Below are 15,917 nucleotides of genomic sequence, written 5' to 3'. Positions count from 1 at the left end.
TTTAGCCGCAAGAAGTAGAAAAGAAAACCTGTTTTTCAGGCCGCCCCGAGAATCTTCCTGACCCGCGCCAGATCCTCCGGCACATCAACCCCCCAGGAGGCATCGCGCGTCTCGACAACGCGAATCCGGAAACCATTTTCCAACGCACGCAATTGTTCCAACTTTTCCAGCTGCTCCAGAGGTGTCGCTAAAAGGGTGGGGAATTTCAACAGGAAGTCACGCCGATAAACATACAGACCAATATGCTTAAACCCTCGCGTCAAGGCGATTTTTGAGGCCGTATCGACCGCAGCGTCACGCTGAAAAGGGATCGCCGCACGCGAAAAGTAGAGAGCAAACCCGTCGCGGTCGGTGACAACTTTGACCACATTCGGATTTGTAAATTCTTCCTCATCAAGAATTGCCGTCTTTAACGTTCCCATCGGGATCGTGTCATCGGCCAGCAACGGAGCGGTCGCCAGATCAATCATCCGCGGCTCGATCAACGGTTCGTCCCCCTGCACATTCACAATAATTGCGGCATCGAGCTGAGCCGCAACCTCGGCAAGACGGTCGGTACCGGTTGGATGGTCGGCGCGCGTCATCATCACCTCCCCGCCAAAACCGGTCACCGCGGAGCTGATGCGTTCATCGTCCGTCGCAACGATCACCCGCGTCACCGACGTTGAGCGGGAAACACGTTCATACACATGTTGAATCATTGGCTTGCCGCAAATATCAGCCAGGGGCTTGCCGGGGAAGCGGGTCGACGCAAAGCGGGCAGGAATAATCGCAGCTACACTCATTGGATTGTCCTTTCAGGGATAAACACAAGCGAGCGTAGCCTATAGAAAAGGGGCGGCACTGTCAAGAAAGACAGGCGCGGTGAAAGCGCGGCGACAGAGAAAATTTCAGACCGATTGTTGACGTCACATCAAGGGCGGTCACGCAGACAGATTCTCGCGGTACCATGCGCTCGATCGGGACAGCCCCTCCTTCAGCTTGATTGCACCGGCGTAACCGAGGAGCCGTTGCGCCTTGCCGATATCGGCCAGGCTGTCACGCACGTCGCCGAAACGGTCCGGCCCATAGACAGGAACGACCGTGCTGCCGAGCAAAGATTGCAGTTGGCGATAAAGGGTATTCAGCGAAGTTCGCTCGCCACAGGCGATATTGAACACTTCACCAACAGCCGTCGCCGGGGCCGAACAGGCTTTAAGGTTGGCCTCCACGGCATTGGCGACAAAGGTAAAATCGCGGGTCTGCTCACCGTCACCATTGATGGTCGGCGCTGCATTACGCAGCAGCGCACTGACAAACAGCGGGATCACTGCCGCATACTGGGAGAAGGGATCCTGGCGGGGACCGAAGACGTTGAAATAACGCAAGCCAATCGTCTCCAGACCGTAACACCGCCCGAACACCTGTGCGTAGAGTTCGTTGGCATATTTGGTTACGGCATAAGGTGAAAGGGGCTGACCGATATGCTCCTCCACCTTGGGCAACCCCGGATGATCCCCGTAAGTCGAAGATGACGCCGCATAAACAAAGCGCTTCACCCCCGCATCGCGTGCCGCGACCAGCATATTTACACTGCCGGTCACATTCACGGCATGGCTGGTCAAGGGATCTTCAATGGAGCGCGGAACGCTGCCGAACGCTGCCTGATGCGAGACAAAATCGACCCCGGCGCAGGCATTGCGACAGGTGTCAACGTCACGAATATCCCCTTCGATCAACTCGATACGCTCAATGCAATGCGCAAGATTCTCGCGCTTGCCCGTGGCAAAGTTATCCAGCACGCGCACTGACTCGCCCCGCTCCAGTAAGGCATCGACAATATGTGAACCAATGAATCCGGCACCGCCGGTAATCAGGTAGATAGCCATAAATTACTCCAAAATTTGTAAGCGGGTTAACGGCGTTGTTTCTTTAAAGACACTGCCCCGGCATCAGAACAAATCTGTAATAATGGTTTGCAAGCGATGCGTGTAGAGATGTTCATTCAATACCCGTCGCTGCCCGGCGGCGGCAATGTCACGTCGCCAGATATCATCCGCGACGATTCTCTCGTAAAGTGCATTCAGTTCATCGGGGTTGTGATAGACGAGAATTTCTTTATCAACCTCAAAACAGCGGTCAAGATCACCCATGTTGTCGTTGAGGACAACACAGCCGCAAGCCGGGGCATCAAACGTCCGCATATTAAGACCGTTCACAACATTACCGCTGTTTTTGATATTGATCACGCCGATGTGTTGATTGTAATACCGCGCAACATTTTGCACTGAAACCCGGCGGGCGCGAAAAGCATGCTCCGAACCCGACAATTTTTCCCAATGTTTTCCGACCACCAACACCGGTCGTTTTATCTCCCGCAAAACCTTTTCCCGATTGTCAGCGTAAGCCCCGACAAAAACCAGTCTCGCGTCTCTCTTCCCGTGATTCTTGTGTTGGTAAATGTTTGCATTGCACGCCAAAGGCAGGTAGCTGGAGGAAATGATTCCTTCTTGCGCGGCATATTCCATAAAGTGTAGTTTGGAGTTACACCCCTCCCCAAGTCGGCTTGATTCGACGCTGGGGAGCGATCATTGAAAACTGAAAATTGTAGAAGTTAAGCTCTCTTGCGCCGATCAGGCGGTCTATCCAGCTTTTTATCCCGTTTTTCAGGCGCGAATTTTCCCGATTTCGAGTGCCAATGGCTGCTTTCTGGCTAACCAGGAAAGTATCGGCAACGCCAAGGAACGCCATCCCTGCGGTAACACCAGAGTCAAGGTGACCCAGTCCTGTCCCCGGACATAAACGGGACGATTGACCTTACATCCATGCTGATGGTGGATGTGTGACTCAGGTGCTTTACGTGAACAGCGAAAGACGACCGTATCGTCGATGGCGACATAACAGCGCGAATCTTCTGTTCGTTGTAAAGCGAGCCGGGCCGTTTGCAATCCAGGAGCAACCCATGACCAGCAGCCCTTCTGTAGCCATTTAAAATAACTGGTCCAGTGGCGCCGGGGTTTGATCATTAACCAGGCTTCAGTGACAAAACCATTTTGGGTGAGCATCGCACCAAACAGCAGTTCCAGAAAGGTTGGAACCGAACGTTTTGGCAGCGCCTGCGCCAGAAATGTGATAGCGTCGTACAGGGATTGGGGGATACGGCTATATCCCTTGGTATCCATAGCGGCCTCCTGAAGAAAGGGTGGAACTTTCTTCAGGAGGCCGCGCCTTCAAAGCTTTCTAAATTCAATTCGCTTTGAAGGCGCGGCATCACAGGGTGGTCGCTGTGTCAACACTTTTTTTACAACTTCGACAAATTTTCAAAGATCACGAAACTCTAAACTTGAGTTCTCAAGAAGAAGGTCAAATACTTGCAATCTCAGAAAACATATTTGCGATCTTTGATTTTGCTTCCAGATTGTACTTCTCAATGGCATCGACTTCTTTTAAACTGAAACCAGTTTCAGCCCTCTCTCGGCAATCTTCAAGACTGATTGTCGCTTCTGAAACAAAGCGATCCAGCCCTACGCCGACATCTTCAAGCAACGCCTCTACTTTATGCGAATTAGAAGAAAGGGCTAGAAAAGGGGTTTTTGTCTGCAGCGCAAAGCAAAGGCCATGAAAACGTGCATTTACCAGTAATTTGCAGTGAGATACCGCCTGAATGAAGTCAGAAACAGAACACCGGACATATCTCATGCTGATGTAATGCTGCCGGACTCCCCCGAACGGCTCCAGAAGTTGGCCAAATAATCCGTAAAGTTTATAACTAACTGCCTTTCTTACAGCTTTCACACTCCACTCACGAATCCGATAAGGAGCTAACAGCGGGAGAAACTCGACCTGTTTATTGTCTAAGGTGAAACGGTATAACTGTTCACTCAAATCAGCATAAACAGAATCGGTTACAGCCAATCCAGAACGCTGAACAGTGGCGTCACCGTCACAAGGAGACATAAAAGTGAGATCGGGAACAACCGTTGATTTAACACCGTTGCAAGCTAATTCGGCCTGGCTACGACTCTCCCTCACATAAATACGGTTGAAAGAACGTGCGCTGACGGCTAACTCTGAGCTATTGGCATACCATGTAGCATTCAACAGAACAGACGGGACACTATGTTTTGCCGCAAAAGCGCCCGCAGACACAAGACTCCATGCCATTGGCAAATCATGATGGACGGTCCCCTCCCCGTTCACAATAACTAAATCACTCCGACAAATATCTTCACAAAAAGCTATATTTTTGCGCCAGTCTCTACCAACCGGGTAGGCACTTAGGACGCTGATCCCGGCATTGTTTAGCCCCAAGTAAAGATTTTCCATCACACGACGGCACCCGTGGTGGTTCTCCCAACTGGTATCGTTAATAATTACAGCTTGTTTCACCATAGGCCCCTACCTAGAATGGGTCGCAGCAAATAAATTCGATAGTCAACCATCCACATTAATAAACTGCCATTGGAATTTGACGTGCAGAGTAATCGACATATAGCTTTAAAAACTCATCACGATGTTCTTTACGTTCCAAATCTTGAAGGTCCAGCGGAAAAACCAGGGAGGATGTATTATAGAGCATAGCAAGCGTGTCCAGTGCAGTTGAACGGAAGGTGGCCATCTCCTTCGGTATTTTCCCAAAGTTCAAAAAAAAATTTTCAAGAATTGTGTGCGACTGAACGACCTCAAAATCAAGCTTTATACCAATTTTTTTCATCCAATTTTTGTCTTCATATCGATGTAGTGCATAAAAAAATTTTCTTCCAGAGTAATAGTTTCTGACCCTCTCAATGTATCGAATAAAAACATCCTTATCAAACAAGTATTGGCCAAGTATATTTGACCCAATAAAATAAACATCATCTGTATGCACAACAGATCTTACACGTTTTTTGAACATAGAATAATCATTTCTAATAATTCTATCATCAGAAAAATATTCACTTATATCATACATTGTGAAAAAATTTGTTTTTTTACAAAATTCCAGAGAAGACTTTACCCCCAATATTTTTTTAAACAGGGGAACCGTGTAAAATTTCTTGTATTCTCCAGAAGAAATTGCTTTTGCAATTTTAAATATTTCGTTTCCATCATCAATAAACGTCACAATTGATGGCATTAGGCTGTTAACAACATGGGCAGATACATGTTTTGGCATCCCAATGTAACAATTGACCACTGTTCCAATTTTTTCTATTTCAGCATCTATAAAAAAGTTAAATATGTGTTTAGTTAAATTATTTAACTTAACAAAACGCACATTACACCAACCACCATCGATAACGCTTTCCATGATAGGGCGGTCAGTTTCTTTTCTGTAAACACAGAAAAGATAGTTATTCTCCCCAGAGTGAAACCGGTCACGTGCTTCGATTGAATTAAATATCTGAAATGGGGTACGTGTAACAAAGACATTAGAGGCCATCGGCATTCCTCTGATCAAAAATTTACGATAACAGTTTGTCAGCAGAATCTGTGATGATATTCGGGTTCTGACAACGCTCCAATTGTATTATATAAGGCAATTTAAAGGAACTTTAAAATGGAGAAAAATGGGCGTCCATAATTTCATGCGTTTCTAACAGACTGTTGGTAAGACGGTCTCCCGCTACCTAAATTGGAGTCTATGCGCCACTGAAAAAATTCGAGCACAGACGCCGCAATTTGGCTATTGATGATACTTTAACAACTGAAGGTTCTCTTGAGACAGGCCGCAACAATTCGTCCCAGCGTCTTCGAATGCACTCCATATTTCAGTGCACGACAGTAATACATTACAGCGATCGCAGGACGGCCCAGCTTGTCCCACTCGCGTCCGGCCCGGTGCCAGCCCTTCCACATCACCACACCTGCTCCAGCAAGAAAACGGGAATCTGCTATACGACTCATTTCCTTAATACCGATTTCAAACAATCGCGCATACCTGATACGACTGAATCGATGCGGACGATTGGACAACTGACCGGAAACAATCGTCTTCACTTTGTTGCGGTAAATAACATGCGCGGTTTCTGGTCGACCCCACTGGCCCAGGCAGGACACCTTCATGAAAAGCAACTTGTCTTCAGCATAACGCAGCCGAGTATTAAACATTCCAGCCTTCAGTAGAATATCCCGACGAACCACGGTTGCCGACGTATGCGGCGGTGACTGAACAATCGCCGCCGGTCCTAGCAATGACAAGGGCAGGGGCAATGAAATCAGCTTCTGACTGACAACACAGCCATGCTCATTTTCAAACACCTCCAGACTCTGTCCAGAACAAGCGACCGCCTCCGGGTGCGCGAAAAAAAGGCGGCCATGTTCTTCTGGTGGCTGGCAGGCCAAACGTCGTCAGAATCGAGAAAGACCACAAAATAAAAATCTTCTACTGCTAGAATTCCTCGGGTATGCGCAGTGCCAGGACCACCATTTTTTCAGAACGTATTTGCATATATTCTTCGATTTTGTGGATCGTATCCAGCTTTCAACAACGTCGCTGGTGTTATCTGTAGACCCGTCATCAACAATAACAACCAATTCCGGTTGAACGGTTTGAGTCAAAACTGAATTCAAAGCATCGATAATCAAATTTTCTCTGTTGTAAGTCGGGATAACGACCCCGATTAAATGATCATGACCATTGAAAATCATTTCAATTACCTGTCCTCATTTGATAGTCACAAAATCGGCTAAAACTTTTCTTAACGCTGACTGAATAGACCTGTTTGAAAAATAAAGGTCATAGACAGCACGTGACCTTTCACCATAAACTTTCAGGAACATTTTTTTGGTGCTAATTCTAAAAATAGCGTCGGCAATAGATTCTGGATTGCCCGCCTCTGCCCAGAAAATCCCCTGCTCCTCGTTTTCTCGTAAAGCCGCAGGATATGCGGCTGATGCTGCGGTCACGACTGGCCGTCCCAGCGCCAATGCCTGATAGACCTTGTTGGGGATCACGCGCAAAGCTTTTTCGCTGGTACCAAAAATGCCGAGCAGGATATCCGCTTGAGCCAGACGCGCCGGAAGTTCCTGCAACGGTCGCCAGTTCTCGAAGGTGATATCAAGCTGTGCGTTTCTTTTGCGCAGCGCGGCGACCCGCGCCTCACAGTCGGCCTTGAGCGGCCCTTCGCCAAGGAGCCGCCAGCGCACCGGCGGTCCGGAATATAAAGCCACCGCCTCGATAACCAGTTCGATGCCATGCAGTTCGATAAAGGTTCCGGAGAATACCACCTCCAACGGCTCATCTGCATGTTTTTCAGGCAAGGGATAAAACTGAAAAAGATTTTCTTCCGCACCGACCGGAACAACCTGGATCCGCTCAACCGGAACATTCAGCAGCGAAGAAAAATAGTCACGATGCCCATCGGTATCAGCAATCACAACATCAGCCAATGCAAACAGCTTGCGTTCCCACGCCAGCAATCGTTGTCCTTGGCGGGAATTCGCGGTGAATTTTTGCCGTTCGTTGACCTGTTTATCGTAAGCACTGATCAGCGGATCAAAAACCAGGGGGATTCCCTGCCGTTTCGCGTAGCGCCATGCCGCGTGCAGGTCGCGGTGACGGAAACAGGGGACCCAGATCAAATCGGGAACCGCCCCGTTGCGCAGGTGATACTCAACATCGGCCAAGGGCGAGAAGCGCGGCACAAAGCGTCGGACGCGGTGCCCCAGCGCGCGCAAAGCTGACTCAACCACCCGATTGCGAGGATAGTCCGGGCCATAATTGCCGTAGCGCCCCCAGAACAGCAGATCAAGGCTTCTCATCAGCGGCTCCTGGTGACGGCAACACATCGTGCAAACTTTCCCAAATCAGCCGTGCAACATCAGGGATTTCGGCCTGCGTCCGCTGCGCATAAGTGAATTTGTTTAACACGGCCAGGGGGAGTCGGCAGATCAGCCCCGAGGCGACATAACCCTCAAGCGCTAACGCATCGTTGCGGTCGGGGTCCGATTGCTGCGGGGTGAGGGTGATGACCGGACGCCCGGAATAGATCGCCTCGGCGATCATGGTCAGACTGTCTTCCGTCACCATGACCCCCTGGCAGCGGCCAAGAAATTCGCGCACGACCGGGCGCGGCGTCTGCCCGTAATAGACGGCTTCATCGAGCAGCGCGGGCGCAATCCTGTTGTGCAGCAACTGTTCGGCCTCAATCCCGGTGCGACGCGAGGTCGTCAACAACCAGCGGATACCGTTGTTCTCACCGCTTTGGTTGATCCCCTCAGCCAGCTGCTCCCAGTCAGCCTCTGTAAAGCGGTAGCCCGCCCCGTCCCCGCCGATCAGCATCAGCCAGGGGGCATCCGCTTCAACGACCGGCATTTTTTCTGTCAGCCACAGCGGCACCGGTGGTAACGGCAGCACAACATTATTGGCACAGCCCTGCGGGGTAACGGTATAGATACGGGTATAACACTGTGCGGGATATTTTTTTAATGTCCCGCTGTAAAGATTCGGAACGCCATAGAGTTGAGCGAGCAGCGCATTGGCACCGAGGGTATTTCCCCCGGAAGAAATGATCAGATCGGGATGCTCGTCGGGGAGTTCGATCGTGTAGACCCGGTGCAACAGCAGCCTGGCCAGAACGGTGCTGCAAGGAAGCAGGTAACGGAGCAGACTCTTCAATAGTCGCTGCCGCACCTGCAAGGTGATCTCCCTGACCTCGACCGGGTGGAACCGTCCGATTGCTTCGGCCAGTCCCCGGCTCTGACTGAGGTGGCCGGGAGCACCGTCGCTCAGCAACCAGATCTTCAGGGTTTCATTTCTTCCAGCCACGCCGCCCTCCGCGCATCCGCATGATAAATGCCAAAAGATTGTCCTTACCACTGATTTTAACCCGTTTCAACTGAAAATTGTCGACTGCGCCGGGCAGGTTCAGACCAGGGGTGGTGGTGACCGCGCTGCTGTAACCACAGCGTTCAACCAGCCTGGCATCTTCCGGCGCATAGATTCCGAACGGATAGGCAAAACTCTGCACCGCAACGCCGAATAATTTCTCCAGCCGGTTTTTCGACTCGCTGAGTTCAAACAACTTTTCTTCCTCAGTCAATTTAAGGAAATTGGGGTGGGTCAGCGTGTGCGACCCCAACTCCACCAGCCCGCTGGCAAGCATCTGCCGCACCTGATCGTCAGCGAGCTTGGCCTCGTTTTTCAACTCACCGCTGTTGTGATGGGCTTTTTTGGCCGTCGACCAGTCCCGGTCATGGCGGTCAACAACCAGATAAAGGGTGGCTTTGACGTTGAATTTTTTCAGTAGCGGCAAGGCATGTTCAAGGTTATCGGCAAAACCGTCATCAAACGTCAGCACCACGCTCTTCTGCGGCGGCGCATCCCCAGCCGCGAGAAGCTCCGACACCGTCAGGCTGGTCCAGTTGTTGCGCGCCAGCCACGCCAGTTGTCGCTCAAACTGCTCAAGCGGGACGCGCAGTCCGTTGAAGCGTGCCCCTCGGCGATGGGGGGCGATCATGTGATACATCAGGATTCTTGGTACCCGGCTTGAGACCGCCGGTCGCCACCAGGCATACCTGAATGAAAAAATAGCCGCGAGAATCACGACAAGAGATAAAAGAAGAATACTCATGTTCGCTTGTGTCAACATTTTTCTATAGTGCAGCACCGCCAGCCAGGTGCAGCTCCGGACTTCAAGCCGGGCCTTGCGTGCAGCCGGGAGGCGCCGTTGCGGCTTGTTTGCGACTTGCGTAGGATTGAGGGATTCGTAAACCTTTGTGCGTGATCACCATCTCGGCCAGAACGATACAACTATCCGACAGCAGAAAGAGATCATGGAGTAAGGCACCCCTATAGACGGGATCAGAAGAAAACTTATCCCTGCAATCAGCCTTGATCAAATGGATGATCGAGAGGTGTTCCCTGATACGCCCTATTTTCTGCCTGATGATTTCCACAACTAACACCCCATAGCGTAACGCCGCTGTGCTTTGAAGTCGGTGCAACGATGCAGTAATTTCAACTCAAAGTCTTCCCGTGCAGCATCGTCGCTCGCGTAAAGAACCTGCCCGTTTCTGACTATTTCATCGTTCAGGATCAGATTGCCGCGAAGGCTCAGCAGCACCAGGTCAATATCGTTTCTTTTCAATGTGCGACAAAGATCTGCATACAGACGAAATTTCAGGGTGTCTTTGACTGACTGTTCTTCATCTTCTAAACGCATAGCTTCCTCGGCAGGAGACAAGTGTGGTTTAACATCGTTTGTGTTTAAAGCATTTTTACGGCACCCAATGCGGGGAAGTCAAACACATGGCCGGCACGGCCATAATGCCTTCCGCCAAGGGCCAGGGTTCTCCGCTGCCATGACATAAGATATACAATTGGTCCAAAATCAGAGTTTCGCGGGCCGAACGCATTGAAGCTGTCACTTTGGGCGAACGCGTCAGTTTGATTTCAAACCCGAGACGACGTCCATTTTTTTGAATCAGCAAATCCAGTTCGGCGCCGGTATGCACTCCCCAAAAAAACGCTTCGCCATGCCGAGCAGCAGTTCTCCGGATAATTTCGCGAATGATAAAGCCTTCCCATGACGCTCCACACTTGGGGTGAGCCAGGAGGTCATCCAGACCATTCACGCCGAGCAAACCATGGAGGATACCCGAGTCAGTCACATACACTTTTGGCGCTTTTACCTCACGCTTACCCAGATTGGTATGCCAGGGCAGCAGTCGAAAGGCCATGAAGGTCCCCTCAAGGATATCCAGATAGCGTGATACCGTTTTGTCACTTACCCCTAGCGCCCGCCCAAGTTCGCTGCCATTCCAAGTCTGTCCGTGATAATGCGCAAGCATGGTCCAGAAGCGCCGCAATGTCATGGCCGGAAGACTGATGCCCAATTGTGGCAAGTCGCGTTCCAGGTAGGTGCGTATAAAAGCCTCACGCCACTCCCGACTCCCGGCCAGGTTCTTTGCCAGCAACGACCGCGGAAAACCACCTCGTAACCAACGGTCGTCCAGCCAATCCGCGCCGGACTGAACCGAAGCAATTTCATCCAGAGCCAAACCTTCGACTTCGTGAAAGACCACCCTCCCCGCCAAACTTTCCGCAGCATGGCGCATCAACTCAGGGGCGGCGCTGCCCAAAATGAGAAAGCGGGCCGGGGTATCAGGTCGATCCGCCAATACCCGCAGGAGCGGGAAGAGGTCAGGTCGACTCTGGATCTCATCCAACACCACCAGACCAGAGAGCGGACGCAGCACAAAGGCTGGATCTGTCAGACGAGCCTGGTCTTCCGGATCTTCCAGGTCAAAATGCTTGACCGGGCCGTGCCATGTTGCCGCCAGTTGCCGTGCCAAGGTGGTCTTGCCGACCTGTCGCGGGCCAAGCATGGCGACAATGGGGAAATTGGCTAATCGGTCAGTGAGTTGATCAAGATGAAGTTGGCGTGGAATCATACATCCTTTTTACCATGAAAAATCGGACATTGAAACCGATATTTCATGGATAATTACGTTCATGAAATACCCACATATTCGGCGGAAGAGGCAAATCGCCTTAGCCCGAAGATCTCTTTTCAGGGATGAAGGGGATGCAGGGGATAGGTCAAAAACTATTTTTCCGGGTTAACTTACAACATCTTTAAGCCTGAGGGTTGCACGGTGTTATCCCGTTAATCCCCTTTATCCCTGTTGAAATTGCCTTTTCTAAAATCGCCTTAGCAATGAGATATCGAAACCGATATTTCATGGTTAATTACGTTCATGAAATACCCACAGATTCGGCGGAAGGCGCTGTTTTGTGTTCTTGAATATAGATTTTCATTTTTTCACTGGAGTCATTTTTGGGGTCGGTCTTGACTTTCGGACATTCGACACTCAACTAAACACAAGCCCCGCGACGCTCTTCCTTCCAACCTCAAGGCCAGACTTCCAAAAGACTAAGCTGCCCAGCAGCATCAAAGCCCCATAACCAAACGTAAGCCGGATTCAACCCTCTGCAATTCCTGTTTTCGCACTTTGCCGGCTTTTTCGGTCAAAAAGAACTTATCGACTGTCAGGACTTGGGATACGTTGGCCACTGAATCCTTGGGCAAACCGGTTTGCGCTGCTGTTAAAAGAACATTTCCCGGGGCCTTAGCCAGGAGAAGATTTGTGGTTAGAACGACAACGACCACCGTATTAATCCGACTCCGGTTAAACTCGTCTATTTGGATAACAATGAGGGGCCGACGATATCCAGGTTCTGAAGCTACAGGATCTGGCAGATCCGCCCACCATATTTCGCCACGTTTCATTGCCACTCATCCCGACCAATAGAAGAAAGCTGAGCATTGAATAATTGTGAATCGACGCGAGAGGTCTCGACTTTATAGATATCATTAAGTTTGCAAGTCATCTTTTTTGATTCTATTCCCGGGGTGGCAATGGTCGACTGTGACAATAAAAGATGTTTGAGGTGGAGAACCAGATGCTCAAGTATCATGACTTGCTCAACCGGAGGAAGCGCCTCGATTTGTTTTTCAATTTGATCAATAGCCATCGGCTTCGACATATTCTTCTCCTTGTTCTTTTATGATTTCTGAAAAAACCCATCGGGGGACGTATTAATGCTCCCTGAGTTCAACAGGCCCCCCGCCGCGCCAGCACCACCCACACCGTCTTCAACAGCAGTTTGATGTCGAGCCACAACGACCAGTTATCGATATATTGCAGGTCGAGACGCACGATCTGGTCGAAATCGTTGATATCACTCCGGCCGCTCAGCTGCCAGAGGCCGGTAATTCCCGGTTTGATGCAGATGCGGCGGCGATGCCAGTTCTCGTAGAGAGCCACTTCATCGGGGGTTGGCGGCCGCGTTCCGACCAAGCTCATCTCACCTTTGAGGTCATTCCAGAATTGGGGAAACTCGTCGAGACTGAACTGGCGCAGGTACTTTCCGACCCGCGTTAACCGGGGGTCGTCCTTGATCTTGAACATCGCCCCCTGCATCTGATTGTGGCACTGCAAAGCATCCTGCTGGGCTGCGGCGTCCAGCACCATCGTTCGCAGCTTCCAACAGGTGAAGACCCGGCCGTTTTCGCCGACGCGGTCCTGGCTGAAAAAGATCGCTCCTTTGGAATCGAGGCGGATAGCGAGGGCAAGCAGCGGAAAAAAGAGGGCAAAAAGCGAACTATAGGGGTCGGGTCTAAACATCTGACAAGATCTTCCCACGTCAGTCCTTATCCCTCTTTACACCCATTCCTCAACTCTCTTACTGATTAGCGCTCATCTTCCACAGAACCTAAATGTGTCATTCCCGAGGCGCTTCTGGTCGGGAATCAAGCTTCTAACCGACAGAAATCATGGATCCCCGATAAAGACATTCGGGGATGACAAACTTATTGCAGAAGATTGAAACTAATCAGGACTCTCTTTGACCAGATACACCCCCCCATGATGTGCCTCGGTATCAGAACGATGCGCCTTGAGCTCGGTTGCGACGGTATCGATTTTGCCAGACAACCGTTTATCAGTCGCTTTGAGATCGCCAGCGACGGTATCGATCTTGTTGTTGAGGATATCGATCTTGAAATGAGCAAGCTCAATATCTTTCTTCAACTCTGTGCGCGTTTCTCGTATCTCATTGCGCAGAACTTCATGCCCTTCAAGTACCAGATCAAACTTGCCACGAATATCTTCGAGCAGAATTTCCAGATGGTCTTTTTTCATTGCAGAACCTCCTTACCACTTTGGACGCTGATCAAATCTGATAAGGGCTGATTGATTTTCACGAGACCAACCTCGGTTAGATCTCTATTTTTTCGAGCTGTTGCTTCAATGGACCAAGATCTTTTTGCACCGTCACCCACACAACCTCGATATCGACACCAAAATATTCGTGGATCAAAATGTTTCGGATGCCCTTCATCTTCCCCCTGCCCAAGGGATCTCAAGGTATTTTCTCTGTACCTCTTCGGGAACATGAGTTGCAGCTTCACCGATGATTTCACAGTTTCGAATAAATATCCCCCGGCAAAGCCGGGGTTTTATGATTGCTGGCCCCTCAAAGGGGCCTCTTTGCAATCAGTAAGGTCAAAATCAAAAACACTCATGTCGGAATGGAGCATATTCCCGGAACTGTCAAACTTTGTGAGTCCCCCACCAAAGGTGGGGGTTTTCCTATAAGAAATAACCATCCAGAAGGTTGAGGGTATGTATCGCTATGACAGCTTTATGTTCATTATACTTGACGTGAAAATGTGGCGGATTGTGTTCATCAGAATACATGCTGATGACAATATCAAGAAAACGACATATTTCAGGCATTACAACTCTCCCCCATGGCGTATCGTGGTTGCAATACAGAAACAAGTTCCATTTTCAAATAATCCGTATCCATCTCCGCTATCATTCTACTTCTTGCAGTACAGTGTGACCCCTCAACAGGCGCCGCGACGGGCAAAGACGACCAACAGCGTCTTCAGCAGCAGCTTGATATCGAGCCATAGGGACCAATTATCGATATATTGCAGGTCCAGCCGCACAATCTCGTCAAAATCCTTGATCGCACTCCGCCCGCTCACCTGCCATAAACCAGTAATCCCCGGCTTGATACAGATCCGGCGGCGATGCCAGTTTTCGTATTGAACCACTTCGTCGGGCGTCGGCGGGCGCGTCCCGACCAGACTCATCTCGCCACGCAGCACATTCCAGAATTGCGGAAACTCATCCAGACTCGTTTTGCGCAGAAAATTGCCGACCCGCGTCACACGCGGATCGTCATCCATCTTGAACATTGCACCCTGCATCTCGTTTTGCTGCATCAACGCTTTCTTCTGTGCCTCGGCATCGACCCCCATCGTCCGCAGCTTCCAGCATTTGAAGCGTTTTGCGTTCTCACCAAGGCGGAACTGGCCAAAAAAGATTGGCCCCTTTGAATCGAGTTTGATCGCCAAAGCGACGATCGGGAAAAAGAGCGCAAAGATCGTCAAGCCGACGCAGGCGCCGAGCACATCGATCAGCCGCTTGAGAAAGAGCTGCGGCGCATCGAAGCACTTGGTGTGAACGGTGAGCACCGGCAGCTCATTGTGGAACATCGAAAATTCACGTCGCGTGTTGGTGGTTTTATAATGATTCAGTACCACCCGGGTCGTGATCCCCATCTCTTCCAGGTCCACGACATATTTTTCCGTCTCGGCATGAGGATTTTTCGAAAGACTGAACATGACTTCATCGGGGGTCTTTTCTTTACAAATTTCGACGAGTTGATCGACGTGACCACAGACCTCATACCCCAAAATCTCCTTCTGCAACGGCAGCGGAGTAACTTGCACAAAACCTTGAATCCTCAGTCCCCAGTCACTATGCGCCGCGATCAATTCATGCAGCCGCCGGGACGTTTCCGCGGTGCCGACGATGAGAACATTGCGGACATGGTAACCTTGCCGGCGCATATAGCCGAGAAGGAGGCGAATGGCAAACTTCGTCGCCAACAAGAGCAAGAACAAAAAGAGGATAAAGAGGATAAAGAGGCTGCGGCTATAGGTGTCGCGATCGACAAAAAAGATGATGGCAGCCACAAAGAGACCGCCAAGCAGATTCGCTTTCACCAGACGCATGAATATACTGGATAGAGTCAGACTGCGCAGCGAATCATACAGCCTCCCCTTGCGTAGCAGCACGAGCCAGGTGATAGCAACCGCAGGCACACCCCACAGATACCTCTGCGGCGCGGCGAGGGGCGCAAAAAAATTGTTGGTAACCACATAAGCCAGAGCAAAAGAGATCACCACCAGCAGGAGATCGACGATCATACTCAGGCGACGAAAGAGCCGGGCTTGTTGTTTCAACATATCTTCTCACCATAGTGAAAGCCTGTGAGGCTGCCGACTATCCTCCCTCAAATTGAACTAGTAGTTCGTTTCATGAATAGCATTACATATCAAGTCAGTTCCAGATCGAATTTCTTCCAACGGAATGGAACGGGTGCCTCATTGATTTCAGCAATTCCCTTGAGTATTCGCTCTTTCAGTTCT

The 15,917-nt window shown here is 50.3% G+C and carries 19 protein-coding genes and 1 pseudogene; all 20 read right to left on the bottom strand.

Annotated features, from left to right (window positions below):
- Positions 1-35: 35 nt before the first annotated feature.
- Complete coding sequence (gene kdsB / locus K0A93_06765) at positions 36-785, bottom strand: 3-deoxy-manno-octulosonate cytidylyltransferase (protein ID MBW6511805.1); 750 nt, start codon at positions 783-785, stop codon at positions 36-38.
- A gap of 138 nt (positions 786-923) precedes the next feature.
- Positions 924-1,868 (bottom strand): SDR family oxidoreductase, encoded by a 945-nt coding sequence (locus tag K0A93_06760; GenBank protein MBW6511804.1) that lies wholly within the window; start codon positions 1,866-1,868, stop codon positions 924-926.
- Positions 1,869-1,931: 63 nt separating this feature from the next.
- Positions 1,932-2,360, bottom strand: coding sequence for a glycosyltransferase (locus K0A93_06755; protein ID MBW6511803.1), 429 nt, complete (start codon positions 2,358-2,360; stop codon positions 1,932-1,934).
- 285 nt (positions 2,361-2,645) lie between these two features.
- Entirely contained in the window at positions 2,646-3,161 is a 516-nt protein-coding gene (locus K0A93_06750; GenBank protein MBW6511802.1) for a transposase, read from the bottom strand.
- 181 nt (positions 3,162-3,342) lie between these two features.
- A complete protein-coding gene (locus K0A93_06745) occupies positions 3,343-4,371 on the bottom strand; it encodes a polysaccharide pyruvyl transferase family protein (protein ID MBW6511801.1) in 1,029 nt (342 codons plus the stop codon).
- 55 nt (positions 4,372-4,426) lie between these two features.
- Positions 4,427-5,404 (bottom strand): hypothetical protein, encoded by a 978-nt coding sequence (locus tag K0A93_06740; protein MBW6511800.1) that lies wholly within the window; start codon positions 5,402-5,404, stop codon positions 4,427-4,429.
- 257 nt (positions 5,405-5,661) lie between these two features.
- A complete protein-coding gene (locus K0A93_06735; GenBank protein MBW6511799.1) occupies positions 5,662-6,222 on the bottom strand; it encodes a hypothetical protein in 561 nt (186 codons plus the stop codon).
- A 90-nt stretch (positions 6,223-6,312) separates the two neighbouring features.
- Entirely contained in the window at positions 6,313-6,612 is a 300-nt protein-coding gene (locus tag K0A93_06730; GenBank protein ID MBW6511798.1) for a glycosyltransferase family 2 protein, read from the bottom strand.
- A 15-nt stretch (positions 6,613-6,627) separates the two neighbouring features.
- A complete protein-coding gene (locus K0A93_06725) occupies positions 6,628-7,725 on the bottom strand; it encodes a glycosyltransferase (GenBank protein ID MBW6511797.1) in 1,098 nt (365 codons plus the stop codon).
- Positions 7,712-8,731, bottom strand: a complete 1,020-nt coding sequence (locus K0A93_06720; protein ID MBW6511796.1) for a mitochondrial fission ELM1 family protein — start codon at positions 8,729-8,731, stop codon at positions 7,712-7,714. The genes K0A93_06725 and K0A93_06720 overlap by 14 nt, the downstream gene beginning before the upstream one ends.
- Complete coding sequence (locus K0A93_06715; GenBank protein MBW6511795.1) at positions 8,715-9,536, bottom strand: polysaccharide deacetylase family protein; 822 nt, start codon at positions 9,534-9,536, stop codon at positions 8,715-8,717. The genes K0A93_06720 and K0A93_06715 overlap by 17 nt, the downstream gene beginning before the upstream one ends.
- 327 nt (positions 9,537-9,863) lie before the next feature.
- Positions 9,864-10,091 (bottom strand): annotated as a pseudogene (locus tag K0A93_06710) (nucleotidyltransferase domain-containing protein).
- A 91-nt stretch (positions 10,092-10,182) separates the two neighbouring features.
- Positions 10,183-11,358 carry an ATP-binding protein gene (locus K0A93_06705; protein MBW6511794.1) on the bottom strand — a complete coding sequence of 392 codons (1,176 nt, stop codon included), beginning with the start codon at positions 11,356-11,358 and terminating at the stop codon, positions 10,183-10,185.
- Between the two features lie 500 nt (positions 11,359-11,858).
- A complete protein-coding gene (locus K0A93_06700; GenBank protein ID MBW6511793.1) occupies positions 11,859-12,197 on the bottom strand; it encodes a type II toxin-antitoxin system PemK/MazF family toxin in 339 nt (112 codons plus the stop codon).
- Complete coding sequence (locus tag K0A93_06695) at positions 12,194-12,454, bottom strand: hypothetical protein (protein ID MBW6511792.1); 261 nt, start codon at positions 12,452-12,454, stop codon at positions 12,194-12,196. Before K0A93_06695 ends, K0A93_06700 begins: the two co-directional genes overlap by 4 nt.
- 68 nt (positions 12,455-12,522) lie before the next feature.
- On the bottom strand, positions 12,523-13,095 hold the full coding sequence (locus K0A93_06690) for a sugar transferase (protein ID MBW6511791.1): 573 nt from the start codon (positions 13,093-13,095) through the stop codon (positions 12,523-12,525).
- Between the two features lie 204 nt (positions 13,096-13,299).
- Positions 13,300-13,611 (bottom strand): hypothetical protein, encoded by a 312-nt coding sequence (locus K0A93_06685; GenBank protein ID MBW6511790.1) that lies wholly within the window; start codon positions 13,609-13,611, stop codon positions 13,300-13,302.
- Positions 13,612-13,687: 76 nt separating this feature from the next.
- Positions 13,688-13,810 carry a DUF86 domain-containing protein gene (locus K0A93_06680; protein ID MBW6511789.1) on the bottom strand — a complete coding sequence of 41 codons (123 nt, stop codon included), beginning with the start codon at positions 13,808-13,810 and terminating at the stop codon, positions 13,688-13,690.
- A 251-nt stretch (positions 13,811-14,061) separates the two neighbouring features.
- Positions 14,062-14,208, bottom strand: a complete 147-nt coding sequence (locus tag K0A93_06675) for a DUF4160 domain-containing protein (GenBank protein ID MBW6511788.1) — start codon at positions 14,206-14,208, stop codon at positions 14,062-14,064.
- A 113-nt stretch (positions 14,209-14,321) separates the two neighbouring features.
- Positions 14,322-15,734, bottom strand: coding sequence for a sugar transferase (locus tag K0A93_06670; GenBank protein MBW6511787.1), 1,413 nt, complete (start codon positions 15,732-15,734; stop codon positions 14,322-14,324).
- Positions 15,735-15,917 lie beyond the last annotated feature (183 nt).

The sequence above is a fragment of the Desulfuromonadaceae bacterium genome (assembly GCA_019429445.1).
Classification (GTDB): domain Bacteria; phylum Desulfobacterota; class Desulfuromonadia; order Desulfuromonadales; family JAHYIW01; genus JAHYIW01.
The sequence above is the reverse complement of the archived record's forward strand: the minus strand, read 5'-3'. Positions and strand labels throughout refer to the sequence as shown.

What these genes read in the sequence shown, in the direction of transcription:
- kdsB (MBW6511805.1), bottom strand. Translation starts at nt 785, where the DNA reads ATGAGTGTAGCTGCGATTATTCCTGCCCGCTTTGCGTCGACCCGCTTC.
- K0A93_06760 (MBW6511804.1), bottom strand. Translation starts at nt 1,868, where the DNA reads ATGGCTATCTACCTGATTACCGGCGGTGCCGGATTCATTGGTTCACAT.
- K0A93_06750 (MBW6511802.1), bottom strand. Translation starts at nt 3,161, where the DNA reads ATGGATACCAAGGGATATAGCCGTATCCCCCAATCCCTGTACGACGCT.
- K0A93_06745 (MBW6511801.1), bottom strand. Translation starts at nt 4,371, where the DNA reads ATGGTGAAACAAGCTGTAATTATTAACGATACCAGTTGGGAGAACCAC.
- K0A93_06740 (MBW6511800.1), bottom strand. Translation starts at nt 5,404, where the DNA reads ATGGCCTCTAATGTCTTTGTTACACGTACCCCATTTCAGATATTTAAT.
- K0A93_06730 (MBW6511798.1), bottom strand. Translation starts at nt 6,612, where the DNA reads ATGATTTTCAATGGTCATGATCATTTAATCGGGGTCGTTATCCCGACT.
- K0A93_06725 (MBW6511797.1), bottom strand. Translation starts at nt 7,725, where the DNA reads ATGAGAAGCCTTGATCTGCTGTTCTGGGGGCGCTACGGCAATTATGGC.
- K0A93_06715 (MBW6511795.1), bottom strand. Translation starts at nt 9,536, where the DNA reads ATGAGTATTCTTCTTTTATCTCTTGTCGTGATTCTCGCGGCTATTTTT.
- K0A93_06705 (MBW6511794.1), bottom strand. Translation starts at nt 11,358, where the DNA reads ATGATTCCACGCCAACTTCATCTTGATCAACTCACTGACCGATTAGCC.
- K0A93_06700 (MBW6511793.1), bottom strand. Translation starts at nt 12,197, where the DNA reads ATGAAACGTGGCGAAATATGGTGGGCGGATCTGCCAGATCCTGTAGCT.
- K0A93_06695 (MBW6511792.1), bottom strand. Translation starts at nt 12,454, where the DNA reads ATGTCGAAGCCGATGGCTATTGATCAAATTGAAAAACAAATCGAGGCG.
- K0A93_06690 (MBW6511791.1), bottom strand. Translation starts at nt 13,095, where the DNA reads ATGTTTAGACCCGACCCCTATAGTTCGCTTTTTGCCCTCTTTTTTCCG.
- K0A93_06685 (MBW6511790.1), bottom strand. Translation starts at nt 13,611, where the DNA reads ATGAAAAAAGACCATCTGGAAATTCTGCTCGAAGATATTCGTGGCAAG.
- K0A93_06680 (MBW6511789.1), bottom strand. Translation starts at nt 13,810, where the DNA reads ATGAAGGGCATCCGAAACATTTTGATCCACGAATATTTTGGTGTCGAT.
- K0A93_06675 (MBW6511788.1), bottom strand. Translation starts at nt 14,208, where the DNA reads ATGCCTGAAATATGTCGTTTTCTTGATATTGTCATCAGCATGTATTCT.
- K0A93_06670 (MBW6511787.1), bottom strand. Translation starts at nt 15,734, where the DNA reads ATGTTGAAACAACAAGCCCGGCTCTTTCGTCGCCTGAGTATGATCGTC.